The sequence below is a fragment of the Falsiruegeria mediterranea M17 genome, assembly GCF_900302455.1.
Taxonomy (GTDB): Bacteria; Pseudomonadota; Alphaproteobacteria; order Rhodobacterales; family Rhodobacteraceae; genus Falsiruegeria; species Falsiruegeria mediterranea.
Window position 1 is genome coordinate 115,612 of the sequence record NZ_ONZG01000003.1, and the last position, 26,795, is coordinate 142,406.

Annotated in this window: 29 protein-coding genes; 18 read left to right on the forward strand and 11 right to left on the reverse strand. The window is 59.0% G+C overall.

Translation table 11 applies throughout. From position 1 onward, the window contains the following. Positions 1–12 precede the first annotated feature (12 nt). The 9 genes from lpdA to sucC form a co-directional block, all read right to left on the reverse strand. Positions 13–1,401, reverse strand: coding sequence for a dihydrolipoyl dehydrogenase (gene lpdA, locus TRM7615_RS06635; protein WP_108786123.1), 1,389 nt, complete (start codon positions 1,399–1,401; stop codon positions 13–15). 69 nt (positions 1,402–1,470) lie between these two features. Then, the gene (locus TRM7615_RS06640) at positions 1,471–1,740 is read right to left on the reverse strand and encodes a hypothetical protein (RefSeq protein ID WP_108786124.1); all 270 of its coding nucleotides are present in this window, start codon (positions 1,738–1,740) and stop codon (positions 1,471–1,473) included. 157 nt (positions 1,741–1,897) lie between these two features. Continuing rightward, on the reverse strand, positions 1,898–2,287 hold the full coding sequence (locus TRM7615_RS06645; RefSeq protein ID WP_108786125.1) for an MAPEG family protein: 390 nt from the start codon (positions 2,285–2,287) through the stop codon (positions 1,898–1,900). Further along, entirely contained in the window at positions 2,284–2,508 is a 225-nt protein-coding gene (locus TRM7615_RS06650; RefSeq protein WP_108786126.1) for an HTH-like domain-containing protein, read from the reverse strand. The genes TRM7615_RS06645 and TRM7615_RS06650 overlap by 4 nt, the downstream gene beginning before the upstream one ends. 69 nt (positions 2,509–2,577) lie before the next feature. Further along, the gene (gene odhB / locus TRM7615_RS06655) at positions 2,578–4,080 is read right to left on the reverse strand and encodes a 2-oxoglutarate dehydrogenase complex dihydrolipoyllysine-residue succinyltransferase (RefSeq protein ID WP_108786127.1); all 1,503 of its coding nucleotides are present in this window, start codon (positions 4,078–4,080) and stop codon (positions 2,578–2,580) included. A 3-nt stretch (positions 4,081–4,083) separates the two neighbouring features. After that, positions 4,084–7,041, reverse strand: coding sequence for a 2-oxoglutarate dehydrogenase E1 component (locus TRM7615_RS06660; RefSeq protein ID WP_108786128.1), 2,958 nt, complete (start codon positions 7,039–7,041; stop codon positions 4,084–4,086). Then, on the reverse strand, positions 7,038–7,580 hold the full coding sequence (locus tag TRM7615_RS06665) for a DUF805 domain-containing protein (RefSeq protein WP_108786129.1): 543 nt from the start codon (positions 7,578–7,580) through the stop codon (positions 7,038–7,040). The genes TRM7615_RS06660 and TRM7615_RS06665 overlap by 4 nt, the downstream gene beginning before the upstream one ends. 57 nt (positions 7,581–7,637) lie before the next feature. Next, positions 7,638–8,519 carry a succinate--CoA ligase subunit alpha gene (sucD, locus tag TRM7615_RS06670; protein ID WP_108786130.1) on the reverse strand — a complete coding sequence of 294 codons (882 nt, stop codon included), beginning with the start codon at positions 8,517–8,519 and terminating at the stop codon, positions 7,638–7,640. A gap of 60 nt (positions 8,520–8,579) precedes the next feature. Beyond that, the gene (gene sucC / locus TRM7615_RS06675) at positions 8,580–9,773 is read right to left on the reverse strand and encodes an ADP-forming succinate--CoA ligase subunit beta (RefSeq protein WP_108786131.1); all 1,194 of its coding nucleotides are present in this window, start codon (positions 9,771–9,773) and stop codon (positions 8,580–8,582) included. Positions 9,774–10,102: 329 nt separating this feature from the next. On the opposite strand from sucC, the gene TRM7615_RS06680 reads away from it, so the two are divergent. Then, entirely contained in the window at positions 10,103–11,239 is a 1,137-nt protein-coding gene (locus TRM7615_RS06680) for a glycosyltransferase family 2 protein (RefSeq protein ID WP_108786132.1), read from the forward strand. 53 nt (positions 11,240–11,292) lie between these two features. Here the strand turns inward: TRM7615_RS06680 and mdh are convergent, their stop codons facing one another. Beyond that, a complete protein-coding gene (gene mdh, locus TRM7615_RS06685; RefSeq protein ID WP_108786133.1) occupies positions 11,293–12,255 on the reverse strand; it encodes a malate dehydrogenase in 963 nt (320 codons plus the stop codon). Positions 12,256–12,415: 160 nt separating this feature from the next. Here mdh and TRM7615_RS06690 point away from each other — a divergent pair, with 160 nt between their 5' ends. Together TRM7615_RS06690 and TRM7615_RS06695 are read left to right on the forward strand one after the other, a co-directional pair. Next, on the forward strand, positions 12,416–13,171 hold the full coding sequence (locus TRM7615_RS06690; protein ID WP_108786134.1) for a sulfite exporter TauE/SafE family protein: 756 nt from the start codon (positions 12,416–12,418) through the stop codon (positions 13,169–13,171). After that, positions 13,168–13,626, forward strand: coding sequence for a GNAT family N-acetyltransferase (locus TRM7615_RS06695; RefSeq protein WP_165821382.1), 459 nt, complete (start codon positions 13,168–13,170; stop codon positions 13,624–13,626). The genes TRM7615_RS06690 and TRM7615_RS06695 overlap by 4 nt, the downstream gene beginning before the upstream one ends. 107 nt (positions 13,627–13,733) lie before the next feature. Here the strand turns inward: TRM7615_RS06695 and TRM7615_RS06700 are convergent, their stop codons facing one another. After that, positions 13,734–14,048 (reverse strand): hypothetical protein, encoded by a 315-nt coding sequence (locus TRM7615_RS06700; protein ID WP_108786136.1) that lies wholly within the window; start codon positions 14,046–14,048, stop codon positions 13,734–13,736. A 316-nt stretch (positions 14,049–14,364) separates the two neighbouring features. On the opposite strand from TRM7615_RS06700, the gene TRM7615_RS06705 reads away from it, so the two are divergent. The 15 genes from TRM7615_RS06705 to TRM7615_RS25515 all read left to right on the forward strand — a co-directional run bounded on the left by TRM7615_RS06705 (position 14,365) and on the right by TRM7615_RS25515 (position 26,770). Beyond that, positions 14,365–15,219, forward strand: coding sequence for an HpcH/HpaI aldolase/citrate lyase family protein (locus TRM7615_RS06705; protein WP_108786137.1), 855 nt, complete (start codon positions 14,365–14,367; stop codon positions 15,217–15,219). Positions 15,220–15,250: 31 nt separating this feature from the next. Next, entirely contained in the window at positions 15,251–15,805 is a 555-nt protein-coding gene (locus TRM7615_RS06710) for an NnrU family protein (protein ID WP_108786138.1), read from the forward strand. Positions 15,806–15,817: 12 nt separating this feature from the next. Then, positions 15,818–16,024 (forward strand): DUF1737 domain-containing protein, encoded by a 207-nt coding sequence (locus tag TRM7615_RS06715; RefSeq protein WP_108786139.1) that lies wholly within the window; start codon positions 15,818–15,820, stop codon positions 16,022–16,024. Further along, positions 16,024–17,052, forward strand: coding sequence for a MaoC family dehydratase (locus TRM7615_RS06720; RefSeq protein ID WP_108786478.1), 1,029 nt, complete (start codon positions 16,024–16,026; stop codon positions 17,050–17,052). The genes TRM7615_RS06715 and TRM7615_RS06720 overlap by 1 nt, the downstream gene beginning before the upstream one ends. Beyond that, positions 17,049–17,636 (forward strand): histidine phosphatase family protein, encoded by a 588-nt coding sequence (locus tag TRM7615_RS06725; RefSeq protein ID WP_108786140.1) that lies wholly within the window; start codon positions 17,049–17,051, stop codon positions 17,634–17,636. The genes TRM7615_RS06720 and TRM7615_RS06725 overlap by 4 nt, the downstream gene beginning before the upstream one ends. Before the next feature lie 24 nt (positions 17,637–17,660). Further along, a complete protein-coding gene (locus TRM7615_RS06730; RefSeq protein ID WP_108786141.1) occupies positions 17,661–18,431 on the forward strand; it encodes a DUF4344 domain-containing metallopeptidase in 771 nt (256 codons plus the stop codon). Continuing rightward, positions 18,428–18,943, forward strand: coding sequence for a GNAT family N-acetyltransferase (locus TRM7615_RS06735; protein ID WP_108786142.1), 516 nt, complete (start codon positions 18,428–18,430; stop codon positions 18,941–18,943). Before TRM7615_RS06730 ends, TRM7615_RS06735 begins: the two co-directional genes overlap by 4 nt. 46 nt (positions 18,944–18,989) lie before the next feature. Continuing rightward, on the forward strand, positions 18,990–19,655 hold the full coding sequence (locus tag TRM7615_RS06740) for a DUF1194 domain-containing protein (protein ID WP_108786143.1): 666 nt from the start codon (positions 18,990–18,992) through the stop codon (positions 19,653–19,655). 396 nt (positions 19,656–20,051) lie between these two features. Then, entirely contained in the window at positions 20,052–20,435 is a 384-nt protein-coding gene (sdhC, locus tag TRM7615_RS06745; protein WP_085797417.1) for a succinate dehydrogenase, cytochrome b556 subunit, read from the forward strand. 12 nt (positions 20,436–20,447) lie between these two features. Then, the gene (locus TRM7615_RS06750) at positions 20,448–20,819 is read left to right on the forward strand and encodes a succinate dehydrogenase, hydrophobic membrane anchor protein (protein WP_108786144.1); all 372 of its coding nucleotides are present in this window, start codon (positions 20,448–20,450) and stop codon (positions 20,817–20,819) included. A 24-nt stretch (positions 20,820–20,843) separates the two neighbouring features. Continuing rightward, positions 20,844–22,658, forward strand: a complete 1,815-nt coding sequence (gene sdhA / locus TRM7615_RS06755; RefSeq protein WP_108786145.1) for a succinate dehydrogenase flavoprotein subunit — start codon at positions 20,844–20,846, stop codon at positions 22,656–22,658. A 10-nt stretch (positions 22,659–22,668) separates the two neighbouring features. Further along, entirely contained in the window at positions 22,669–23,448 is a 780-nt protein-coding gene (locus TRM7615_RS06760) for a succinate dehydrogenase iron-sulfur subunit (protein ID WP_085797420.1), read from the forward strand. A gap of 788 nt (positions 23,449–24,236) precedes the next feature. Further along, positions 24,237–25,652 (forward strand): calcium-binding protein, encoded by a 1,416-nt coding sequence (locus TRM7615_RS06765; RefSeq protein WP_165821383.1) that lies wholly within the window; start codon positions 24,237–24,239, stop codon positions 25,650–25,652. A gap of 139 nt (positions 25,653–25,791) precedes the next feature. After that, on the forward strand, positions 25,792–26,505 hold the full coding sequence (locus TRM7615_RS06770) for a ZIP family metal transporter (protein WP_108786147.1): 714 nt from the start codon (positions 25,792–25,794) through the stop codon (positions 26,503–26,505). 112 nt (positions 26,506–26,617) lie between these two features. Further along, on the forward strand, positions 26,618–26,770 hold the full coding sequence (locus tag TRM7615_RS25515) for a hypothetical protein (protein ID WP_165821384.1): 153 nt from the start codon (positions 26,618–26,620) through the stop codon (positions 26,768–26,770). Positions 26,771–26,795: the final 25 nt, after the last annotated feature.

Below are 26,795 nucleotides of genomic sequence, written 5' to 3' on the forward strand. Positions count from 1 at the left end.
GGGCCAAATAAATCAGGCGTGGATAGGACCGTCGCCACAAGCGAGGGCCGCTTCGCGCACGGCCTCGGAGTAGGTCGGGTGTGCGTGGCAGGTCAGTGCGATATCCTCGGCGGATGCACCAAATTCCATCGCAACACAGATCTCATGGATCATGTCGCCCGCTGCAGGGCCGATGATGGCGGCGCCCAGCACGCGATCAGTTTCCGCGTCCACGATGATCTTGGCAAAGCCTTCGCCCTGATGCACGGCTTTGGCACGCGCGTTGCCCATGAAGTTAAACTTGCCGACCTTCACCTTGCGACCTTCAGCTTTCAGCGCATCCTCGGTCGCGCCGACGGTGGCCACCTCAGGTGTGGTGTAAACGACACCGGGGATCACGCCATAGTTCACGTGGCCATGTTTGCCCGCAATCACCTCGGCGACGGCCATGCCCTCGTCCTCGGCCTTATGCGCCAGCATTGGGCCTTCGATCACGTCGCCGATGGCATAGACGCCCGGCACGTTGGTGCGCCACTGGGCGTCTGTCGCGATCTGCCCACGCTCGGTCATCTTGACGCCAAGCGCATCCAGACCCAGCCCCTCGGCATAGGGTTTGCGGCCGGTGGCGACCAGAACCACATCGGCGTCGATCACCTCTTCGTCGCCACCCTTCTTGGGCTGGTACTTGACCTTGGCTTTGGATTTGGTGGTCTCGACCCCCTGAACAGCGGCGCCCATGATGAACTTGAGGCCCTGCTTTTCCAGGATCCGCTTGAACGTGCGCTGCACATCCTTGTCCATACCGGGGCAGACCGCGTCCATGTATTCCACCACGGTCACCTCGGACCCCAGGCGCGCATAGACCGAACCCAGCTCCAGCCCGATCACGCCAGCACCGATCACGACCATCTTTTTCGGCACTTTCGGCAGCTCCAGCGCCCCGGTCGAGGTCACGACGATCTTTTCGTCAATCTCAACCCCCGGCAGGGACGAGGGCACCGAGCCCGAGGCGATCACAATGTTCTTGGCCTCGTGCATGTCGTCGCCAACCTGCACCTTGCCTGCCGCCGGGATCGACGCCCAGCCCTTGATCCAGTCGATCTTGTTCTTCTTGAACAGAAACTCGATGCCGCCGGTGTTCTGGCCAACCACGTCCGATTTGTAGCTTTTCATCTGTGGCCAATCGACCGACGGGGTCTTACCCTTCAGGCCCATGTCCGCAAAGTTGTGCTCGGCCTCATGCAGCATATGGGTCGCGTGCAGCAGCGCCTTGGACGGGATGCAGCCCACGTTCAGACAAGTGCCGCCTAGGGTCTCGCGCCCTTCGACCACAGCGGTTTTCAGGCCCAGCTGAGCACAGCGGATGGCGCTGACGTAGCCGCCGGGGCCTGCGCCGATGATGATGACGTCATATTGGGACATGGGCTGTTTTCCTTTTTTGGCCCCGGATGTGCCTTGTCAGGCGCGGGTTCAGGGATAGTGGATGGGTGATCAGACCGGGGTCAACAGTTTGATCGAGATATGAGTGACCCCGTCACGTTCAAGATGCATCGCCAGCTCTTCCGAGCCGAAAAACGCACGGGCTTTGTCCAGGTCCGTGATCGCAAACAGCGCCACGGCGTGGTTTTTCTGATCCGGGTCGCTCCAAACGTTCAGATCGGTGATGCCTGCAGCTTTTCGGTTGGGTTTGTCCTGCCGGAATACGGTCAGCCAGGCGTCGAAGTCAGCCACGTCAGCTTGCCAGAGTACATGTGTTGCCATCGTTGTTGTCCCTTTCATCCGTTTCGACAGGGTTTAGCGAAACGACATGAGGGCGCTTTGATCCGGCTCAAGAAACCGAAAAGCGCCGAGGGGCAAGAGTGGGCGCTGCGCCCGGCCCGTTGGGCCTCTCCCGGAGTATTTGGGAAAAGATGAAAGGTCATATCATGGCCGCCACAAGCATGGCCATGGTGGCAAAGAACCCTGCCATCCAGATCAAGGTGCGGCCCGGGGTCCAACCAAAGGCATAGGCCGGGACATAAAGCACCCGCGCGGCCAGATAGACCCAGGCACAGGTGGCGGTGACGGCGGTGGATTGGTCAGTGAGAGTGATCACCCCAGCGGCGATGGCATAGAGCACCAGCCCCTCGGTATGGTTGCTCAGAGCCCGATGCATCCGCGCGCAGATCGTGGGCCGGTCAAACGGCACATCCCGCGGCCCCATGGCAGCATTCAGATCGACCGAGCCGTGACCAGAGGCAAGGTAGAGAAAGAATTGCACGCCCCAAAGCAGGGCAGCGAGAGTGAGAGTGAGGAGTTCGGGGGTCATTGGTCCTTCAACGTGACATACTTTGCCAAATTCATCCCTTTGCGGATTTCAGTAGCGTAGCTTTCAGGAATTTCCGCTGACTTGCAGATGTCTTCGATGCGGTGGTTTGCAAGCTCACTCGCAAATTCGATCCCAAACAGGTGAATCGAAACCGCTGTTTCTTTGTCGGCGGCTTTTTTGTACCGGCGTTCCAACACCGCAGCCAGATCACTCGTCTTCAATGCGCTTCCCAATTTTTGATCTGGTTAGAGGCAGAATGGATCTACCTCTAACCTTTCAAGTTTCAATGATTACAGATCCATCAACAAACGACGCGGATCTTCCAGCGCTTCTTTGACGCGCACCAAAAAGGTCACGGCGCCTTTGCCGTCGACGATGCGGTGGTCATAGCTGAGCGCCAGATACATCATCGGGCGGATCACCACTTCACCATTGATCGCCATCGGACGGTCTTGGATCTTGTGCATGCCCAGGATGCCGGACTGCGGCGGGTTCAGGATCGGTGAGGACATCAGCGAGCCATAGACGCCGCCGTTCGAGATGGTGAAGGTTCCGCCCTGCATTTCTGCCATCGACAGCTTGCCGTCACGGGCGCGTTTACCCTTTTCAGCGATCGCTTTTTCGATAGCTGCAAAGGACATCGCGTCTGCGTCGCGAATGACCGGAACCACCAGGCCGGTCGGGGTGCCGGCGGCCACGCCCATGTGGACAAAGTTCTTGTAGACGATGTCGGTGCCGTCGATCTCGGCGTTGACCTCGGGCACTTCTTTCAGGGCGTGACAGCAGGCCTTGGTGAAGAACGACATAAAGCCCAGACGCACGCCGTGCTTCTTTTCAAATTCACCTTTGTACTGGTTGCGCAGGGCCATCACCTCGGTCATGTCCACCTCGTTATAGGTGGTCAGCATGGCGGCGGTGTTTTGGCTGTCCTTCAGGCGCTTGGCAATGGTCTGACGCAGGCGGGTCATTTTGACCCGCTCCTCGCGTGCGGCATCATCTGCTGATACCGGAGCGCGGGGTGCTTGGGCAGCGGGGGCGGGCACAGCCGCCGCAGGCGCTGGGGCTGTGGCCCCCGCCGCAACGGCACGCGCCACGTCGTCCTTCATGATGCGACCATCGCGGCCAGTGCCGGTCACGGCAGCGGCGCTGATGCCTGCTTCGGCCATCGCCTTTTCAGCCGACGGTGCATTGGCCACATCTTTGCCCGATGCCGCGGCCGGAGCTGCAGCCGGTGCAGACGGAGCCGCAGAAACCGCGCCCGACGAAGAAATCACTCCCAGTTTGGCGGATGCGTCCACGGTGGAACCTTCGGGTGCGGTGATTTCGGCCAAAACTCCTGCTGCAGGCGCGGGCACTTCGACGGACACCTTATCGGTCTCCAGCTCACACAGCATTTCGTCCTGTGCGACAGTATCCCCCACGGCCTTGAACCATGTCGACACGGTTGCTTCGGTCACGGACTCCCCCAGCGTGGGCACCATGACATCGACGCTATCGCCGCCAGATGCAGCAGGCGCTTCGGCTGGAGCAGCTGCCGGGGCCGGGGCAACGCCTTCGCCAGCGGTAATGGTGGCCAAGAGCGCGTTGACGCCAACGGTGTCGCCTTCGGCAGCCACGATCTCACCCATCACACCAGCGGCGGGTGCAGGCACCTCTACGGTAACCTTGTCGGTTTCCAGCTCACAAAGCATCTCGTCCACTGCAACGGCGTCGCCGGGTTTCTTGAACCAGGTGGCCACGGTGGCCTCGGTCACGGATTCGCCAAGCGTGGGGACACGAACTTCGGTTGTCATGCTTTAGTTTCCTTCGATGCTCAGCGCTTCGTTAACGAGCGCTTCTTGTTGGGCTTTGTGTTGGCTGGCCAGGCCTGTCGCAGGCGAGGCCGATGTGGCGCGGCCGACATAACGCGGCCGTGTGTACTTGGCTTTGATCCGGGTCAGCACCCATTCGATGTTGGGCTCGATGAACGACCAGGCGCCCTGGTTCTTGGGCTCTTCCTGGCACCAGATCACCTCGGCACCCTTGAAGCGCTCCAGTTCGTTGATCAGCGAATGCGCCGGGAACGGATAATACTGCTCGATCCGCAGCAGATAGACGTCATCGATGCCACGGGCGTCGCGCTCTTCGAGCAGGTCATAGTAGACCTTGCCCGAGCACATGACGACCCGCTTGATCTTGTCATCCGATACCAGTTTGGTGTCCGAATTGCCCTTTTGTGCGTCATCCCACAGCACCCGGTGAAAGCTAGATCCGGTAGTGAAATCCTCGGCCGTGCTGATCGCCAGCTTGTGGCGCAGCAGCGATTTGGGCGTCACTAGGATCAACGGCTTGCGGAAGGTGCGGTGCAGCTGACGGCGCAGGATGTGGAAGTAGTTCGCAGGCGTCGTACAGTTTGCCACGATCCAGTTGTCCTGACCGCACATCTGCAAGAAGCGTTCCAGACGCGCAGACGAGTGCTCGGGGCCTTGGCCTTCGAACCCATGCGGCAGCAGGGTGACCAGACCGGACATCCGCAGCCATTTGCTCTCGCCCGAGCTGATGAACTGGTCGAACATGATCTGCGCGCCGTTGGCAAAGTCACCAAACTGCGCCTCCCACAGGGTCAGCGCGTTGGGTTCGGCCAGCGAAAAGCCATACTCGAAACCCAGCACCGCATATTCCGACAGCATCGAGTCGATGACTTCGTATTGCGACTGACCGGCGCGGATGTTGTTGAGCGGGTAATAGCGCTCTTCTGTTTCCTGGTTCACGATGCCCGAATGGCGCTGCGAGAAGGTGCCGCGCGTCGCATCCTGTCCCGACAGGCGTACGGGGTAGCCTTCGGTCAAAAGCGAGCCAAAGGCCAGCGCCTCACCGGTTGCCCAGTCGAAGCCTTCACCCGTGTCGAACATCTTCTTTTTGGCATCCAGCAGGCGGCCTACGGTCTTGTGCATTGGGAACCCATCAGGAACGCTGCTCAGCGATGCTCCGACCTCGGCCAGTGTTTCGGGGGAAATCGAAGTTTCGCCACGAACATATTCGTCCTTGTTCTTGTCCAGGTGCGACCAGCGCCCGTCCAGCCAGTCGGCCTTGTTGGGCTTATAGTCCTTCCCGGCCTCGAACTCATCGTTCAGATGCGCCTGGAACGCCGCCTTCATGTCCTCGATCTCACCCTCGGGGATCAGCCCGTCCTTGACCAGACGTTCGGTGTACAGAGACAGCGTGGTCTTATGCGTCTTGATCTTCTTGTACATGATCGGGTTGGTGAACATGGGCTCGTCGCCCTCGTTGTGACCAAACCGGCGGTAGCAGAAGATATCGATGACCACGTCCTTGTGGAACTTCTGGCGGAATTCTGTCGCCACCTTGGCCGCATGCACAACCGCCTCGGGATCGTCGCCGTTCACGTGGAAAATCGGCGCCTCGACCATCAGGGCGATGTCCGTGGGATAAGGGGACGAGCGGCTAAAGTGCGGTGCCGTGGTAAACCCGATCTGGTTGTTGACCACGATGTGCATTGTGCCGCCGGTCTTGTGACCGCGCAGACCCGAAAGGCCGAACCCTTCGGCCACAACACCCTGACCGGCAAAGGCCGCATCGCCATGCAGCAGGATTGCCATGACCTTGGTGCGGTCGGTGTCGTTCAACTGATCCTGCTTGGCACGCACCTTGCCAAGAACCACCGGGTTCACCGCCTCGAGGTGCGAGGGGTTGGCGGTCAGTGACAGGTGCACCGAGTTGCCGTCAAATTCGCGATCCGACGAGGCGCCTAGGTGATATTTCACATCGCCCGACCCATCCACATCCTCTGGCTTGAAGCTGCCGCCCTGGAATTCGTTGAAGATGGCGCGATAGGGCTTGGCCATCACGTTGGCCAGAATGTTCAGGCGACCACGGTGCGGCATGCCGACCACGATGTCTTGCAGGCCCAAAGCACCGCCGCGCTTGATGATCTGCTCCATCGCCGGGATCAGGCTTTCGCCACCGTCCAGGCCAAACCGCTTGGTGCCCATGTATTTCACATGCAGGAACTTCTCGAACCCTTCGGCCTCGACCATCTTGTTCAGGATCGCCTTGCGCCCTTCGCGCGTGAACGAGATTTCCTTGCCAAACCCCTCGATCCGCTCTTTCAGCCAGGCGGCCTCTTCGGGGTTCGAGATGTGCATGTATTGCAGCGCAAAGGTGCCGCAGTATGTCCGTTTCACAATCTCGACGATCTGCCGCATCGAGGCGACCTGAAGCCCCAACACATTGTCGATAAAGATCGGGCGATCCATGTCGGCGTCGGTGAAACCGTATGTCTTGGGGTCCAACTCGGGGTGCGGCGTTCCCGCACGCATGCCAAGCGGGTCCAGATCGGCCACCAGATGGCCCCGGATACGATAGGCACGGATGATCATCAGGGCGCGGATCGAATCCAGCACGGCGCGCTTGATCTGGTCGTCGCTCACCTCGACGCCCGCTTTTTCGGCCTTGTCTTTGATCTTCTTGCCAGCGGCCTGCGTCTCGCCAGCAGGCCATTCCCCAGTCAGCGCACCCATCAGATCACCATCCGGCATCGGCGGCCAATCGGGACGCGCCCAGGACGGGCCAGCGGCCTCGGCCTTTACGTCCAGTTCCGTGTCACCCATCTGACGAAAGAACTCGGCCCAGGCGGCATCCACCGCGTTCGGGTCATTTGCGTATTGAGCATACAGCTGCTCCAGATACTCGGCATTGTGCCCCTGCATAAAGCTTGAGGCGTGGAACACGTCATTGGGTGTATGTTCGGTCATGATTGTACCTCTGTTGGGTTGGGACCGTATTGGTTTGTGCCGGGCTGGCTGGGGCGGGTGAGCCACCACAGAACCAGCAGCGGAGAGACGATGAGCACAAGCATCGTCGGAACCAGCACCAACAGCGTGGCGCGGGTAAAGAGAATGTCGAGAGAGCCGCCTGCGGCAAAACTCGACGCAATGCCAATGCCAAAGAACAGCACGGCAAAGGCGCCCACAATCAGCAGGATCGGGAGCAGGGCGTAAATCCCGCTGCGACCAGTGTCATGCATCCGCCGCCAGGCGACGGCGAGGTGGGGCAAGAAAACGATAAGACCAACCAGGCTTTGCACCGGCTGGCTCGAGGTGGCGGTGACGGTCTTGACGCCATCCACTTCGGTTTCGACGACCTGAGTGAACATCTGCCAGTCGATGATCCCAGCGATCACGTTCCAGATCACGATGAAGAGGAAGAAAAACCAATACTCAGGCCGCGACGCGCGCCCCGAGAACGTGAGGAAATTTGAGAAACACGTTTTGACAGCTTGGTTGAACGTCATGTGCCTCGCCCTTTGGAAAATTCGGCCCCGGCGTAAGCGCCGGAGCCGATAACTTGCTTAGCCGATGGCCTTCAGCACAGCCTCGCCCAGACCGGCAGGGCTGTCGGCGACCACGATGCCAGCCGATTTCATGGCTTCGATCTTGTCTTCGGCACCACCTTTGCCACCGGCAACGATCGCACCGGCGTGACCCATGCGGCGGCCCGGAGGGGCCGTGCGGCCCGCGATAAAACCAGCGGTCGGCTTCCAGCGGCCTTTCTTGCGCTCGCCGGCCAGGAATTCGGCGGCTTCTTCTTCCGCGGAACCACCGATCTCACCGATCATGATTATCGACTGGGTTTCGTCATCGTCCAGGAACATGTCCAGCACGTCGATGTGCTCGGTGCCCTTGATAGGGTCGCCGCCGATGCCAACGGCCGTGGACTGGCCCAGGCCGATGTCCGAGGTCTGTTTCACTGCTTCATACGTCAGGGTACCCGAACGCGACACAACGCCGACCGAGCCACGCTTGTGGATGTGGCCGGGCATGATGCCGATTTTGCAGGCATCCGGCGTGATGACACCGGGGCAGTTCGGGCCGATCAGACGGCTTGCGGACCCTTCGAGGGCGCGCTGCACCTTCATCATGTCCAGAACCGGGATGCCTTCGGTGATGCAGACGATCAGCTCCATCTCGGCATCAATCGCTTCGAGGATCGAGTCCGCTGCGAAGGGGGGCGGAACATAGATCACCGAGGCGTTCGCTTCGGTCACGTGTTTGGCTTCGTGTACCGAGTTGAAGACGGGCAGGCCAAGGTGCTCGGAGCCGCCTTTGCCGGGCGTCACGCCGCCAACCATCTTGGTGCCATAAGCGATGGCCTGTTCAGAGTGGAATGTCCCCTGCGAGCCGGTCAGGCCCTGACAGATGACTTTGGTGTTTTCGTCGATGAGGACTGCCATTTGGCGTTCTCCTTAGAATACTTGCTTTGGGGAAAGGTGGGCTGGCACCCACCCCAAGGATTAGCCTTTGACAGCTTTCACGATCTTTTCGGCGCCGTCCGACAGGTTGTCGGCTGCGATCACGTCCAGGCCAGAGGTGTTGATGATCTCTTTGCCGGCTTCCACGTTGGTGCCTTCAAGGCGCACAACCAGCGGAACCTGCAGGCCGACCTCTTTCACCGCGGCGACAACGCCCTCGGCAATCACATCACAGCGCATGATGCCGCCAAAGATGTTCACCAGGATGCCTTTGACGTTCGGGTCCGAGGTGATGATCTTGAACGCTTCGGTCACTTTCTCTTTGGTTGCACCGCCGCCCACGTCGAGGAAGTTGGCAGGCTCGGCACCGTAGAGTTTGATGATGTCCATGGTGGCCATCGCCAGACCTGCGCCGTTCACCATGCAGCCAATTTCACCGTCCAAGGCGATGTAGTTCAGGTCGTATTTCGACGCTTCCAGCTCTTTGCTGTCTTCTTCGGTCACGTCGCGCAGTTCGGCGATGTCCGAATGACGATACATGGCGTTGCCGTCAAAGCTGACCTTGGCGTCCAGCACTTTCAAATCGCCATTGTCGGTCACGATCAGCGGGTTGATTTCCAGCATCTCCATGTCCTTCTCGACGAAGGCTTGGTACAGCTGACCCATCAGCTTGACGCACTGCTTGACCTGCGCGCCGGTCAGACCCAGCGAGAAGGCAATGCGGCGGCCGTGGTAAGCTTGGAAACCGGTCGCGGGATCAACGCTGAACGACAGGATCTTTTCAGGGGTTGCTGCGGCCACCTCTTCGATGTCCATGCCACCCTCGGTCGAGCAGACAAACGAGATGCGCGAGGTCTGGCGATCCACCAGCAGAGCCAGGTACAGCTCGGTCTCGATGCCGGAGCCGGCTTCGATGTAGATGCGGTTGACCTGCTTGCCCACCGGGCCGGTCTGATGCGTTACCAGGGTGCGGCCCAGCATCTTTTTGGCTTCTTCGGCGGCTTCTTCGACAGATTTGGTCAGGCGCACGCCGCCTTTTTCACCGGCGTCGGCCTCTTTGAAAGAACCCTTGCCGCGGCCACCTGCGTGGATCTGTGCCTTGACGACCCAAAGCGGTCCGTCCAGCTCGCCTGCTGCGGTTTTGGCGTCTTCGGCCTTCAGCACGACGCGGCCGTCCGATACAGGGGCCCCATACGTGCGAAGAAGGGCCTTGGCCTGGTATTCGTGGATGTTCATTTGAAACTGTCCCGTCTGACTACGATTGACACGATATAGGCGTGTGTATGCCCTTTGGTTAAAGGGTTTTTTGACAAGGCACAGGAAATTGATGAAGATTTTCAGCATTTGTGATCACACCCCAGATGAGTGTGATCACAACACTGCGAATCGCTGTGTCTTTCCGTGTCAGGGTTCGAATCCGACCAGTTAACATTCGGTTTCGACAGTGCCGATAAGGTCACAGCGCCACTGAAGCACCAGAGCCCCATTGCCGAGCGCTTGATCCTGAATCGAGCCATAGTTAACCTTCGATTAAGGATTTTCAGTCACGTGCGCGGAGTTTTCGGGTGTTTTTCAAATCCCCCCCAAAAGACAAGGCAAGCTGGGGTGTGGTCTGCACGTGCGCCGAACCGACGCCGTTGATGGTGGCCTTTGTCGCGCACCACCTCGAGATGGGCGCACACCGGGTTTATCTTTTTCTGGATCAGCCGAACCCTGAGCTGTGCGACATCCTGGCCGACGTTCGCAAATGCGAGATCATCGTTTGTGATGCAGCCTATTGGCTAAAGGCCGTTGGCACCGACCGACCGGTGAGTACTGAAAAACGCCAGATCCAAAACGCATTCAACGCTTATGGGCGGGCCGAGGTCGACTGGTTGGCACATGTGGACGCCGACGAGTTTCTGCACAGCGACGTTGATTTGGCTCGATACCTTGGCGCCGTACCCGACGGGGTGGATTATGTCGCCGTGCCCAACGTCGAACGCGTCTTCGATAGCACGGTTGCTCAGCGGCACTTGTTTGATGGCGTCATGCGCCGTCCCTTGCCCCGTGGCTGGATCAAGCAGGAACTGATTTTTAAGGAAGATGTCACACCTTACCTGAGCCGCGGATTGCCCGCACACGGGTCTGGAAAATCCATTATGCGCACCGGAGTGGGGTTGTTGCCCGGTATCCATTCGCCGCGTTCATCAAGCAGCATGGAGCGGCGTGCGACAGCCATCGACGGGGTCGGCGTAAGTGTTTTTCACTACGACGGTCTGACAGGGTTGCATTGGGTCATGAAGCTGCGGCGTCTGTATTTCAACCAGAACCAGAAGGTCAGCAAACACGGTCTGTTTGGCACGCCACGAGGCGAACAGCTGCACTATGTGGTCGAGAACGAAGGTGAATTCGACGCCCTGTTTACGCTGCACCAGATGCTCAAGACCCTGCACCCCAATGATATCGAGCGTCTTGATATGCTTGGCCTGATCTGCCGCGGACAGATCGACCCGTTGGGCGCGATTGAACGACTGGGGCTAAGCGAGAAAGTCGACATGTCATTGTCTGCATTCGACGGGTACTTGGGGAACTGGCAAGAAGATCTGCCGGATCAGCGCAAACGGTGGTATCGCCTGAGCCGCAGGTCGGCAAGAACCGCCGCAGTGGCCACGCCAGATGGGGCGGTTCCCGAGACCTCCAAAAGCCTGGCGGAAACATGAGAAAGGCCGGGTGAATCTCACCCGGCCTCTTGGATTTCGCGATGCTTTGCCGATCAGGCCAGCGAGCTGTCGATGCCTTTGCATGCGTCGATCAGGCCTTTGACGGCGTTGACCGAGTTGTCGAAACCGGCTTGCTCTTCTTTGTTCAGCTTGATGTCGACAATGCGCTCGACGCCGCCAGCACCGATCACGGTTGGCACACCAACATACATGCCTTTGACACCCAACTCGCCGTCGCAATATGCGGCGCAAGGCAGGACGCGTTTCTGATCTTTCAGATACGCTTCGGCCATTTCGATCGCCGAAGTGGCCGGCGCGTAGTAGGCCGAACCGGTTTTCAGCAGGCCAACGATCTCGGCGCCGCCGTCACGGGTGCGCTGCACGATGGCGTCCAGCTTGTCCTGCGTGGTCCAGCCCATTTCGACGAGGTCGGGCAACGGGATACCGGCAACGGTCGAATAACGTACCGACGGCACCATGGTGTCGCCGTGGCCGCCCAGAACAAACGCGGTCACGTCGCGCATCGAAACGCCGAACTCTTCCGACAGGAAGTGAGCGAAGCGCGCCGAATCCAGAACACCGGCCATGCCGCAGACCTTGTTGTGGGGCAGGCCCGAGAATTCGCGCAAAGCCCAGACCATCGCGTCGAGCGGGTTGGTGATGCAGATCACGAAAGCGTCGGGGGCGTGGGCGGCGATGCCTTCACCAACCGACTTCATCACCTTCAGGTTGATGCCCAGCAGGTCGTCGCGGCTCATGCCCGGCTTGCGCGCAACACCGGCGGTCACGATGCAGACGTCGGCGCCTGCGATGTCCGCGTAGTCGCTGGTGCCCGACATTGCGGCGTCAAAGCCTTCCGACGGGCCGGATTCGGCGATATCCAACGCCTTGCCTTGGGGCAGGCCGTCTGCGATGTCAAAGAGGACAACGTCGCCCAATTCCTTGACTGCTGCGAGATGCGCAAGTGTGCCGCCGATGTTCCCTGCACCAATAAGTGCGATTTTGGGTCTGGCCATTGGAAAGTTCTCCGATCCGAATGAAAATCGCGCGTTTGCTAGTCGCTAATGCGTCATCGCGCAAGGGTTCTGCGGCGCGGCATGCTATCGCATACAGGCTGTTGCACCCGGTCTGAGTGCGCTAACGTTCAATGGAATAAGGGTGATCGGGGCCGCAGGAATGTTGGAATTCAATTTGTTGTTTTTCGCAGTCGCGATCCCGGCAACGGTGTTTGCAGGCATTTCCAAGGGCGGCTTTGGCTCGGGCGTTGCCTTTGCATCGTCCTCGATTCTGGCTCTTATCCTGACACCGACCCAAGCGCTTGCGCTGATGCTGCCGCTTTTGATGTTGATTGATGTGGCCACGCTGCGTCCCTATTGGCGACGGTGGAGCTGGCCGGACGCCCGTGTGCTGATCCTTGGTGGCGTGCCTGGGGTGTTGCTGGGAATCTGGCTGTTTCAGGTCACAAATGACGATGTGCTGCGTTTGTTGATCGGGGGTATCTCGCTGGCCTTTGTGGTCTGGCAGGTGATGCGGCGTCAGGGCTGGTTGCCCGAGGCCCAAGGCCGCTTGGCTGCCTCATCCGGAGTTTTGGCCGGGCTCGTGGCGGGGTTCACCAGCTTTGTCAGTCACGCGGGCGGCCCACCGGCGGCCGTCTATCTCCTGTCACAACGCCTGACCAAGACACAGTTTCAGGCCACCACCGTCCTGCTGTTCTGGGTCATCAACATCGCCAAGTTCATCCCCTATGCTTGGCTTGGTCTCTTCACCCTCCAAACCACGCTGGCCAACCTTATGCTCGCCCCCTTTGCGCTGTTGGGGGCCTGGCTGGGCGTCAAAGCGCACCATTTGATCTCGGATCGGTTGTTCTTTGGGCTTACCTATGTCCTGCTAACGGTTACAGGATGCAAACTGATCTGGGATGCCCTTACATGATCCTACGCGCCGCGACCTCATCGGATTTTCAGGCATTGCATGCACTCTACAAAGAGTTGGTTGGGACGATCGAGGTGCTGGATGGAGACATCGGCCGTGACCGACTAAACGAAGTTCTGTCCCATCCCGGGACGCAAGTTGTTGTGGCTGAATCTGAAGGCGTGCCGGTTTCAATGGTCACTCTGCATGTCTTGCCGAACATGACCTTTGGTGGGCGACCATACGCGCTGATCGAAAATGTCGTGACCCTGAAATCGCATCAAGGGCTGGGCATCGGGCGTCAGGTTATGGAGTATGCTGCGGAACAGGCATGGTCGGCAGGGTGCTACAAGATCATGCTGTTGACCGGCACATCTTTTGGTGTGCGGGGGTTCTATGAAAAACTCGGTTATGACCCCGAGAGCAAACAGGCCATGATTCTACGACGTGCTCCGCAACGTCGGCCTCAGGTTTGATTCCTCACCATAAGGTGGGTGGACCACTTCAAACGACAAATAAAGGCCGCTTGCTCTTTGAGGGAAAGAGAGCAAGCGGCCCTTGGCCTGATCCTGCTCGAGAGGTGTCAGGCGTCGTTGCCTTTGGCGGGCAGGGCCTCGGCCAGGGTTTCGAACGACTGCCCCGATGCGACCAGACAGGTCAGCCCGTTTGGCATAGTCACCGTGATCGTCCAGCTGCCGGTGTCGTGCGAGGCGAACACCTCGACCACAGACCCTTGCGCGGCCAATCCAATGCTTTGGCGGGTTTCGCCGTATTTCTCGGCCAGTCGTTCCAGAACCGCCGGACGTGGTGCACAGTTCTGCCCTTGGGCGCTGACGGTTTGGGCGGCCAGAACCATCACACCCAATCCCATCGTGAGTTTGAACATTTGCTTCATCATGGCATTTCCCCTTTGCTGCGAAGTTGACCTTCTCCCGTCGGTGCCGCCGCAAAGCGGCCTTGATTTGACGAGTGTCGGAGGGGGCGCTCTTGTCGTCAGGTGCTCTGATCTGGTGGCGTTTCGTCTCCGATCCAATGCAGGAAATCCTGCGACAACTGTGCTGAAAACAAGTTAACGGACCGTTCGCACCGGGTGTTCCCGCGGTATACGGACGCATACGCTGCGTGATTATGCTGCATCGCGGCGATTCCCTCTTGAACTTTCCGGCCAAAAATGCCCCTTTCCGCGCAACATTATTTCGCATGAGGTTTCCCCCATGGACGCACGCCAACGCCCTTACCGCTCGGTCCTTTACATTCCCGGCTCGAAAGAGCGCGCTTTGGAAAAGGCCAAAACCCTGCCTGTGGACGCGATTATCTTCGACCTCGAAGACGCCGTGTCGGTCGATGAAAAAGAAAATGCCCGCGAAACGCTCAAGGCAGCTCTGGCCGCAGGCGGCTATGGCGACCGGGTCAAGATCGTGCGCATCAACGGTTTCGACACGCCTTGGGGCCGCGACGATGCGGCTGCCGTGGCAGACATGGACGCCGATGTGGTTCTGCTGCCCAAGGTCGGCTCGACCGATGATCTGGATGCATTGGCCGCTGTTACCGGCGATCTGCCGATCTGGGCGATGATGGAAACCCCGCGCGGCATGCTGAACGCGCCGTTGATTGCGGCCCACCCGCGGATGCAGGGCTTTGTCATGGGCACCAACGATCTGGCGAAAGAGCTGCAAACCCGTTTCCGCCTCGATCGCCTGCCATTGCAGACCTCGCTGGGTCTATGCCTGCTGGCAGCCAAAGCCGAAGGGCTGATCATCGTCGATGGCGTCTACAACGCGTTCAAGGACGACGAGGGCCTGCGTGCGGAATGCGAACAGGGCCGCGACATGGGCTTTGACGGTAAAACCCTGATCCACCCGGCCCAGGTCGATGTCACCAACGAAGCCTTCGCGCCCTCTGAAGCAGAAATCGACCTGGCCCGCCGCCAGATTATCGCGTTCGAGGAAACCGAAGCCGCAGGTCAGGGCGTCGCCGTGGTCGACGGCAAGATCGTGGAAAACCTGCACGTTGCCACTGCCCGGGAAATTCTGGCAAAAGCAGAGGCAATCGCAGCCCTGGCATCCTGACAGGGCGCACCAGCTAGCGGGAGAGCGAGCAATGGGTTTCGGATTGTTGATTTTGGGTGTAGCCCTTTGGTGGGCGCCACATCTGTTTAAGCGGGTCATGCCCGCACAGCGCGCGGCCATGGGCAATGCGGGCCGTGGTGTTGTGGCGCTGGCACTGGTCGTCTCTATCGTGCTGATGGTGATTGGCTACCGCGCCACTGACTTCATCTATGTTTGGGCTCCGCCCAGCTTTATGGTGCACATCAACAATCTGCTGGTGCTGATCGCCATCTGGATGATGAGCCCCGCCGGCCAAAAGGGTCTGCTCCTCAACAAGGTCCGCCACCCGATGCTGGCTGGCTTCAAGGCCTGGGCGCTCGCACATCTTCTGGTCAACGGCGATCTGGCCTCCATCGTGCTCTTTGGTGGCTTGCTTGCTTGGGCTGTCGTCGAGGTCATCGTGATCAACAAATCCGAGCCCGACTGGACCCCCGGCGAACCCGGCACACTGGCCAAGGACGCCATGTTTTTTGTCGCCTCTATCGTGCTGCTGGCCATCATCGGCTATATCCACGGGCTGCTCGGCCCCTCCCCATTCCCCGGCTAAGGAGCTGAACCCATGGCCAAACTCTATCGCCTCCTGACCGAGGAGGACACATCCGCCTTCTGCCACAAGGTCAGCGAGGCGCTTTCCAAAGGGTGGGAGCTTTACGGCGATCCCACCTACGCTTTTGACCAGGCAAACAACGTCATGCGCTGCGGTCAGGCCGTCACCAAAGAGGTCGACGCCGAGTATGCGCCCGAGATGAAACTAGGACAGCAATGATGGCAAAAACCAACCCCGGCCGCTTTTTTGAAGACTATTCTGTTGGTCAGATCCTGACCCACGCGGTGCCGCGCACCGTCTCGGGCGGCGAACGCGCGCTCTATCACGCGCTCTATCCGGCGCGCCACGCGCTTTATTCCTCGGATGCCTTTGCCCAGGCCAGCGGTCTGCCCGCCAGTCCCATCGACGATCTGGCTGCGTTCCACGTCGTTTTCGGCAAAACTGTGCCTGATGTCTCGCTGAACGCTGTTGCCAACCTGGGTTATGCCGAGGGTCGTTGGCTGCTGCCGGTCTATCCCGGCGATACGCTGCGCTCGGAATCCGAGGTTATCGGGCTCAAACAGAATTCCAACGGCAAGACCGGTGTTGTCTATGTCCGCACCTGTGGCCTGAACCAGCGCGACGAGGTCGTGATGGAATACGTCCGCTGGGTGATGGTGCGCAAAAACGACCTCGACGCGCCCGCGCCGGAAACGGTTGTGCCGGACTTGAACAAGGTCGTCCCTGCCGACCAGCTTGTGATCCCGACAGGTCTGGACTTCACCAACTACAACTTCGATCTGGCCGGTGAACCCCACCGCTGGGGCGACTACGAAGTTGGCGAAACCATCGACCATGTTGACGGCGTCACCATCGAAGAAGCCGAACACATGATCGCCACGCGCCTGTGGCAGAACACCGCCAAGGTGCATTTCGACCTGACTTTCCGACCCGATGGGCGGTTGATCTACGGCGGGCATGTGATCTCGATGGCGCGCGCACTGTCGTTCAACGGTCTCGCCAACGCGCAGATGATCGTGGGCCTCAACGGCGGTGCGCACGCCAACCCCTGTTTTGCAGGCACCACCGTCAAAGCCTGGACCGAGGTGTTGGACAAGGCCGACACCCCCGCGCCCGGCGTCGGCGCTATCCGCCTGCGACTGGTGGCGACCAAAGGCGGCGAGCCGTTTGAGTTGAAGGATGAGAACGGCAAATACAAGCCAGACGTCCTGCTTGACCTCGACTATTGGGCGCTGATGCCACAATGACCCATACTGGCCGGATCGCGATCTACCTCACCCATCCCGAGGTCATGATTGATCCGGCCATCCCTGTGCCAGATTGGGGGCTGTCCCCTATTGGCGCAGAACGAACTTCGGTCGTTGCGGCTCGACAGCCTCAATTTCCAGTCAGGGTCATCTCCAGTGCCGAACGCAAGGCGCTGGAAACAGCATGGCCCTTGGCTGCACGTTTCGGCACGCCAATCTCTGTTCGCCCGGGCATGCATGAAAACGACCGCTCTGCCACTGGCTACTTAGAAGCGCAGGAATTCGAGGCCACGGCAGACGCCTTTTTTGCGACACCACATCAATCCGTCCGGGGCTGGGAGCGCGCTATTGACGCCCAATCTCGCATCGCGGACGAGGTTCGCCGCGCGGTGAACAGCCATCTGGACGACCGGATCATCTTTTGCGGACACGGCGGCGTCGGAACGTTGCTCTATTGCGATCTGGCGGGTAGACCCATCGACCGCACCTGGGACCAACCCGGTGGCGGGCAATGGTTCGCCTTCGATCCTGATAACTGGACCGCGCTCAGCCACTGGGCGCCCATGGAAACCCTGTCATTCTGATGTGCCTGTGATAGCGTCCGCCCTATGACACGCTTCAAATTCCCTATCCTGGCCACTGCCTTGATGGCCAGCTTGGCGGCACCTGCCACCGCCGAGTTCTCATTCGATGCGGACGAGGCCACGCAAGCCTATGTTGAGGCCAACCTGTTAGGTATTTTCTATCATGAGCTGGGACATGCCCTGATCGACATGCTCGAGCTGCCCATCTTCGGCCAGGAAGAGGACGCCGCTGATGTGCTTTCGGTCTTTCTCATCGATGCGCTTTATGAAGAGGACAGCGCCGTCGATCTTGCCTATGGCACTGCCTTTGGTTTTTTGGGAGAGGTGGAACAGCGCGAGGCTGAGAACGAATTGCCCGCCTATTGGGACGTACACGGCCCCGACCTGCAACGGTATTACAACCTTGTTTGCATCTTCTACGGCGCCAACCCTGATGAGCGTTCAGACGTGGCTGACGAGCTGGGACTACCCGTCGATCGCGCCGAGTATTGCCCCGACGAATACGATCAGGCGAACCACAGCTGGGGCGCGGCTTTGGACGAGATCCTAACAGATCATCCTGCACGGACCATTCGCCTCGGCCAGATCGAAATTGAAACGGACGGCGGCGATTTCACCGCACAGGTGATCGAGGCCGAGGTCGAGGCGCTCAACCAGGATTTCAAACTGCCCGGTAATCTGACGGTCTCGATCCTGCCCTGTGGCGAACCCAATGCCTACTACGACCCCCAGGCCCGAGAGATCACCATGTGCACTGAGTTTGCCGACAACCTGACCGCTTGGGCGCCGGAATGACCTTGCGACCGGCGCGGGCCGAGGACGCGTCCAGCCTCGCGGCCATTGCTGTTGAGGTCTGGGTCGGCACATATCTGCGCGATGGGGTGTCGGGGTTCTTTGCCGACTACGTATTCGAACATCTTACGCCCGACACCTTTGGCGCGCTCATCGCGGACCCAAAAGAACACATCGTGGTTTCGGAACGTGGGCAGGGCATCAACGGGTTCATTCGCATAAGCGAGGACAAACCCGCCGAGGTGTCGGGTTGCTCGGACGTGGAAATCACCACGCTCTATCTTCAACCTCGCCATCACGGGCAAGGGATTGGTCGGACCCTTTTGCGACGCGGGCTCGGGATCTGTGCCAGCTTGGGCGCGCCCAATCCCTGGCTGATGGTGAATGCCGAGAACGTGCAAGCGCGCGCCTTCTATTCCCACCAGGGGTTCGACGAAATTGGCCATACCTTCTTTCGCATTCAGGACGACGCCTATCGCAACGAAATACTGACCTACCGTCCTGACAAAAAATGATGTGTTCGTGACGTGACTTTGCGGCTGCCTCTCGTAAGGTGGTCTCATGTGGCGAACAGGGATCTCTGCTTTGGCCTTTTCGGCCATGACCTTGCCGGCTCAGGCCTGCGATTTGGCCTTGGCGCTGGCCGTGGATGTGTCCGGTTCGGTTGATAGTCGCGAATACGCCATTCAGATGCAGGGTTTAGCCCACGCCCTGCGCGATCCGATCATTTCCGAGGCATTGGTGCGCGGCGACAGCCGCTTGATGTTGGTGCAATGGACCGGCGCCTCGCGTCAGCAGGTGACCATCCCCTGGAGCCGCATCGACAGTTTCGACGCCATTGATGCGTTTGCCGTGTCGGTCGAACAGGACATTCGTGTCTGGCGTAACTTCTCGACTGCGATTGGCGAGGCTTTGCAGGCGACCATGAACACTTTTGACCAGGTGTCCGACTGCAAACGCCACCTGATCGACCTCTCGGGGGATGGGTTTTCCAACGAGGGTCTGGAACCTTCCACCGTTCACCCCGAGCTGCGCGCGGCCGGAATCACGGTGAACGCAATCGCAATCGAGGAAAGCGAACCGGATCTGACGGCGTATTTTTTCGAGAACGTGATCGTGGGCGAGGGCGCCTTTGTTGTTTCGGCCGCAGGATTTCTGGACTACCCCGAGCGGATCCGAAAGAAGCTGTTGCGCGAGGTGACACAACAAACAGCTGTGTTGGATTAATGTCAGGATGGGGCAGGGGGCGCTCCCGCCCTTCGTTGACGTCCCTGACGGGACATCTCCTCCCGTTGGGCCGGGCCTCGCTTCGCTCGGCAAGTGGCGTCTGTTGCAAGACTGGTGTGCCAAGCGGGACCGCGCTGGTCACCACAGGCCAGAATATTAGGCCATTCCACAGTTTCGGGTCGCATTTTGGGATTCGTGATCACAACACTATGCCAACGATATCGTTAACATTCACGTAACTTCCGCACTTTTGTGATCACGCTCTAGTTTGCTGTGATCACATTTTCGAGTTTCTGCCCTGCCGCGCCAAAAAACCGCGCCTTTTTACGACCCTTCTACGTGACAGACCGGCAAAAAACGGTAAAACCAAGCGCAGCCAACCGGAAAGGAGCCACCATGGCCGATGTCAATCGGGGCAACCGCCCGCTCTCGCCACATATTATGATCTACCGCCCACAGATGACTTCCATATCATCAATCATGGTGCGGATGTCCGGCCTTGCTCTTCTGGTGCTCGCCCCCTTGGTGGTGTGGTGGCTGCTGGCTCTTGCCACATCCGAAAGCGCTTTTGCGGTCATCGACGGGCTGCTGCGCAGCTGGTTCGGCAAGTTGGTCCTGACCGGCGCGATCTGGGCGCTATGGTACCACACCCTGGGCCGCCTGCGTCACGTGATCTGGGACTTCGGTTACTGTCTGGACGTCAACACATCCGAAAACATGGGCCGCGCCATGTTCATTGGTGCCACGGTTCTGACCGTGATCACCATCCTGGTCGTATAAGGAGGACATGGCATGCGTTACCTGACAGACCGCAAACGTGCAGTTGGTTTGGGGGCCGGTGGCTCGGGCACCCAAGGACATTGGCAGATGATGGTGCGTTCGATGATCATGGTCGTGATCACGCCGCTCTTCCTGATCACTTTCGGCCTAGGCCTGGGCGGCACCTATGAAGAGGCGCTTGCCTACTACAGCCAGCCGATCCCGGCCATTATCATCGCCCTTTCGCTGATCGTCGGCTTGATCCAGCTGATGTGCGAGGCCAACGAGGCGATCGAGGATTACATCCACGGCGTCAAAGAAAAGTTGACCCTGGTTGCGACCAAGGCGTTTGCCTACACGCTCATCGTTGCGGGGCTCTTTGCTCTCGTAAAGCTGGCCCTCTGAGACGCGCGGTAAGGAACAAGAACAATGACAGCAGCATATGAATATGAAACCCACGATTACGACGTTGTGGTCGTAGGCGCAGGTGGTGCAGGTCTGCGTGCAACTTTGGGCATGGCCGAACAGGGCCTGCGCACCGCATGCGTAACCAAGGTGTTCCCGACCCGCTCGCACACGGTTGCGGCACAGGGCGGTATCGCCGCCTCGCTTTCGAACATGGGGCCCGACCACTGGCAGTGGCACATGTACGACACCGTCAAGGGCTCGGATTGGCTGGGCGACACCGACGCGATGGAATACCTTGCGCGCGAAGCCCCCAAGGCGGTCTATGAGCTGGAACACTACGGCGTGCCGTTTTCGCGCACCGAAGAGGGCAAGATCTATCAGCGTCCTTTCGGGGGCCACACCACCGAGTTTGGCGAAGGCCCTGCCGTACAGCGAACTTGTGCTGCCGCCGATCGCACCGGCCACGCGATTCTGCACACGCTTTACGGTCAATCGCTGAAAAACAACGCCGAGTTCTACATCGAATATTTCGCCATCGACCTGCTGATGAGCGATGACGGCCAATGTCAGGGCGTCGTCTGCTGGAAGCTGGATGACGGCACGATGCATGTCTTCAACGCCAAGATGGTCGTTCTGGCCACCGGCGGCTATGGCCGAGCCTATTTCTCGGCCACCTCGGCCCACACTTGCACCGGCGACGGCGGCGGCATGGTGATGCGCGCGGGCCTGCCGATGCAGGATCTGGAGTTCGTTCAGTTTCACCCCACCGGAATCTACGGCTCGGGCTGCCTGATCACCGAAGGCGCACGCGGCGAGGGCGGTTACCTGACAAACTCCGAAGGTGAGCGGTTCATGGAGCGTTATGCGCCCCAATACAAAGACCTCGCACCGCGTGACTATGTCAGCCGTTCGATGACCATGGAAATCCGCGAAGGTCGCGGTGTGGGCGGCGAAGGGGATCACATCCACCTGAACCTCAGCCACCTGCCGGCCGAAGCTCTGGCCGAACGCCTGCCGGGTATTTCGGAAAGCGCCAAGATCTTTGCAGGTGTCGACGTGACCAAGGAGCCGATCCCGGTTCTGCCGACGGTTCACTACAACATGGGTGGCATCCCGACCAACTATTGGGGGGAGGTTCTGAACCCCACAGCAGAGGATCCGACCGCGATTGTGCCCGGTCTTATGGCCGTGGGTGAAGCGGGCTGTGCCTCGGTTCATGGTGCCAACCGCCTGGGTTCGAACTCGCTCATTGACCTTGTGGTTTTTGGCCGCGCCTCGGCCATCAAAGCCGGCGAAGTGGTCAACCCCAACACCGCTGTGCCTCAGGCTTCGGCTGACAAGGTCGAAAAGGTCTTCGAACGCTTCGACAGCCTGCGCTACACCAAAGGCGCGATCCCGACGGCAGACCTGCGTCTGGAGATGCAGAAAACAATGCAACGCGACGCGGCCGTGTTCCGCACCGCCAAGACCATGGCCGAGGGCGTTGAGGCGATGACCGAAATCGCCGGCAAGATGGGCGACGTTCAGGTGACCGACCAGTCGCTGGTCTGGAATTCGGACCTGATGGAAACGTTGGAGTTGACCAACCTGATGCCATCAGCACTTGCCACCATCGTCAGCGCCGAGGCCCGCAAGGAAAGCCGTGGCGCCCACGCGCACGAGGATCACACCGAGCGTGACGATGAAAACTGGCGCGTGCACACCGTCAGCCGCATCGACGAGACCGGCACTAAATGTGATCTCAGCTATCGCCCGGTGATCACCGATCCGCTGTCGACCGAAGCCGAAGGCGGCATCAGCCTCAAGAAAATCGCGCCCAAGGCGCGGACATTCTAAGGAGAGAGAAATGGTACAACTGACCCTCCCCAAGAATTCGCGCATCACCACGGGCAAGACTTGGCCCAAGCCCGAAGGCGCCACCAACATCCGCAAGTTTCAGATCTACCGCTGGAACCCCGATGATGGTCAGAACCCGCGCGTGGACACCTACTTCTTGGACATGGATCAATGCGGCCCCATGGTTCTGGACGCGCTGATCAAGATCAAGAACGAGATTGACCCGACGCTGACCTTCCGGCGCTCGTGCCGCGAAGGCATCTGCGGGTCCTGTGCGATGAACATCGACGGCATCAACACGCTGGCCTGTATCTATGGCATGGACGAGATCAAGGGCGACGTGAAAATCTATCCGCTGCCGCACATGCCAGTGGTCAAGGACCTGATCCCCGATCTGACACATTTCTATGCGCAGCATGCCTCGATCATGCCGTGGTTGGAAACCAAGACCAACCGCCCGGCGAAAGAGTGGAAGCAGTCGATCGACGACCGCAAAAAGCTCGACGGTCTCTATGAATGCGTCATGTGCGCCAGCTGCTCGACATCTTGCCCCTCCTATTGGTGGAACGGCGATCGCTACTTGGGCCCGGCGGCCCTGCTGCACGCTTATCGCTGGATCATCGACAGCCGTGACGAAGCAACGGGAGAGCGTCTGGACGAGCTTGAAGATCCCTTCAAGCTCTATCGCTGCCATACCATCATGAACTGCGCAAAAACTTGCCCCAAGGGTTTGAACCCGGCAAAGGCAATTGCGGAAATCAAGAAAATGATGGTCGACCGCGCTGTTTGAATTTATTAGGGTCGGCACACCCTTGAGTAGTATAAGTTATATAGATGCCGACCCTAAGTAGATTGAGTTCCGTTTCCATTGCAAAATCTGATAATGTTGTACGGGAAGATGCAAGAGTTGCAGCTTTCAACGATGGTCGTCAGGTTCTGGTATGGCAAGATTCATCTCCGGAAATATTTTTCCGCCTTTTGAATGAAGACGGAAGCCCCGCGGGCGAGGTCGTTCAGGTTGCATCCAGTTCCAGCACACCCAATCGCCCTGACGTCGCGGTTTTGTCCGATGGGAACTTCCTTGTCGTTTATACACATGTGAAAAGCGCCGGCGGTGCTGATGTTCGGGGCGTAAAGTATGATCAGTTCGGACGTCTTGTCGACGACGGACAGGTTCTGATCCCTTCAAGTTCGGAAACGACGATCGTTGCACCTGAGGTTATCGCACTCGTTGATGGTGGCTTTGCTGTGGCGGCCACCGGATTGGGATACGATGGCAGTTTATTTTCAGCTCATTCGCGCAGTTTTGACCACGACGGCACGCCTCGGGGCGAATTGCTCCAACTCAATCAGACAGAACATAGGTTTCAGTCATTTCCAGAAATTGCCCCTCTGGAAGACGGAGGTTTCGCAGCAGTCTGGCGGTCTCATTCAGTAGACGGAAGCTTTTATGCCGTAATGCTGCGCATTCTCGATGACGATGGGACCCCTCTCTCCGGTGAAATTCGACTTAATCAATATTCATACCGGAGCCAGATCGATCCTGTTGTAGCTCAGCTGTCTGATGGCAGTTTGATTGTGGTCTGGAAATCAGATGAACAGGACGGCAGCGGTGAAACAATTGTTGCCCGCCATGTATCTGCTCAAGGGGTGCCCATTGGGAATGAGTTCATCGTCAACCAGACAACGCAAGGAGATCAAACCCAACCCCAGGTCATCGCACTGAATGATGGGGGATTTGTGGTTGCTTGGGTGAATGTCAGTGACAATCCGACCGTGGTCGCCAGAGAGTACAATTCGAACATCGAGGCCGTATCCGGGGAAGTTCAGCTGTCTGAGAGCACAGCTGATTATGACGTCAAACCGTCTCTTGTTGCGCTTCCAGATGGTGGAATAAGCGTCATTTGGCAATCGGTTGATCGCGACAATCCGCTGTCGAATTCAGCGTTGCATGTCAGGGTCTCGTTGCCCGACTTGAATGCTACGGATGGCGATGATGTGATAACAGACGGCTCCGCGTTGAGCCGTATCCTGGCTCTCGACGGGAATGATTGGATTACCCCGGGGGCCGGGTCAGATACAATTGACGGCGGAGCGGGCTTTGACATGGTCAGCTTCATTGATCAACAGCAGGCCGTCCGAGTGGATTTGGCCCAGGGTCGTGCGACTTCGGGGGCGGACACCAACCAAATTCTGAACGTCGAGGGTGTAACGGGATCTTCTTTCGCAGATTACATTGCGGGAGATGATGGCGATAATCGCCTGCGTGGTGCTGGTGACTATGACTGGTTTATCGGTTCAGGTGGCCTTGATTTCTATGATGGCGGATCTGGACGCGACATGGTCAGCTACGTGTCCTCGACCAGGGGCGTGAATGTTGATTTGACCACAGGGCGCGGTAGCGCGGGTCTGGCGAGTGGTGATCGGTATCAGAACGTGGAGCGCGTCACGGGATCGTCCTATTCGGACGTGTTGAAAGGGGATGCGGGCGACAACGATCTTCGCGGGTTGGGTGATTACGATTGGTTCTTGGGCACCGCTGGGCGTGACCGCTATGATGGTGGTTCCGGTCTGGACATGATCAGCTATTCGGACCCTTCATCGGCTGTGTCTGTCGACCTTTCACAGGGTCGCGGTAAGCGCGGGGATGCAGCGCGAGACAGCTACGTGAGCATCGAGCGGGTAACTGGCAGCAGCTATGATGACGATCTCGTCGGGGATGGTGGCAACAACCTTTTGCGTGGGCTTTATGGAGAAGACACCTTGTACGGAGGTGCAGGTGTTGATCGACTGATCGGCGGGGCTTCTGACGATTATCTAGACGGTGGCTTGGGGTGGGACTATGCGATCTTTGACGGTGCGCGCGATGACTATCATGTTAGCCGGAAGGGGAGCCAAGTCTTAGTTGAGAACCTGTCATCGGGCAGAGGGGGAACTGATACGCTGGTTAACATCGAAGTGATCCAGTTCTCGGATGACCTACTTTATCTTTAGATCACTCAGAGCGCCTGCGCCGGGGTGCTGACCGATGAGCACACCTCTCTCTCGGCCTGACATCGCGAAAAAGTTCCGTTCCGGCAGATACTTCGTGTACCTTGAAGGCCTGCTGCTTCATTTCGAGGGCTGATTTCAGATGAGCGATCTCACGTACGCCTTGCTTCTGGCCGCATTTGCCGGTCTGGCCATGCCCCTGGGCGGGCTGTTGGCCCGGTATGAGCATGTGCGCGACACGCGCATCCAGTCGCGGATCGTGCATACAGTGACGGCCTTTGGCGGCGGTGCGCTCTTGTCGGCAGTGGCATTGGTGCTGGTCCCTCGGGGTGCCGAAGCGCTGCCAGTCACTCTAGCGATCCCATTGTTAGTGGCAGGCGGGGTCAGTTTCTACGTCGTCGACAAGATATTGGCCCGTGCCGGTGGCAGTGGTGCGCTGCTCTTGGCGATGTTGCTGGATTTTCTGCCCGAGGCGATGGCCCTTGGCGCGCTTCTGACGACAGAGGCGGCCACAGCGAAATTGCTGGCTGCGATGATCTTTCTGCAGAACCTGCCCGAAGGGTTTTCCGCCTTTCGCGAGATCTGGTCCCGCGGGCAGGCACCTGGGTGGCAAATCCTGTTGAGCTTCATTGGCCTCGCCGCCCTTGGTCCATTGTGCGCTGGCTTTGGATTCCAGTTTCTGTCGACCGACCCCGAGACACTGGGCGCCATCATGATCTTTGCCGCGGGTGGCATTCTGTACCTGCTGTTTCAGGACATCGCGCCCGAAGCGCATGTGTCCGGTGATTGGTCGCCAGCCCTGGGAGCTGTCTGCGGATTTGCCCTCGGACTGGCCGGAGATATGATCATCGGCTGAGCGCTTGCGTTTTCTGCATGGCCAGATTGCGACTTTGGCTGATGAGATCGCGAGACGCAGTGCTATGTTCAGCGGCAGGGAGGGGCAGCTCCAACATGATCGGACAATGCCCATGAACACGTTAACCCTAACCACAACTGGCAAAATTCCAGCGCAAGAGGCACTGAAGCTGCTTGATCAGGCTTGGACTTACTATGTGCCCGAGCCCAAGCGGCTGCCGGAACAAAGGGAACCGGAATTGTTCGAATACGCCAATGCGGCCTGATGACTAAGGTATCGGCGACGGAGGC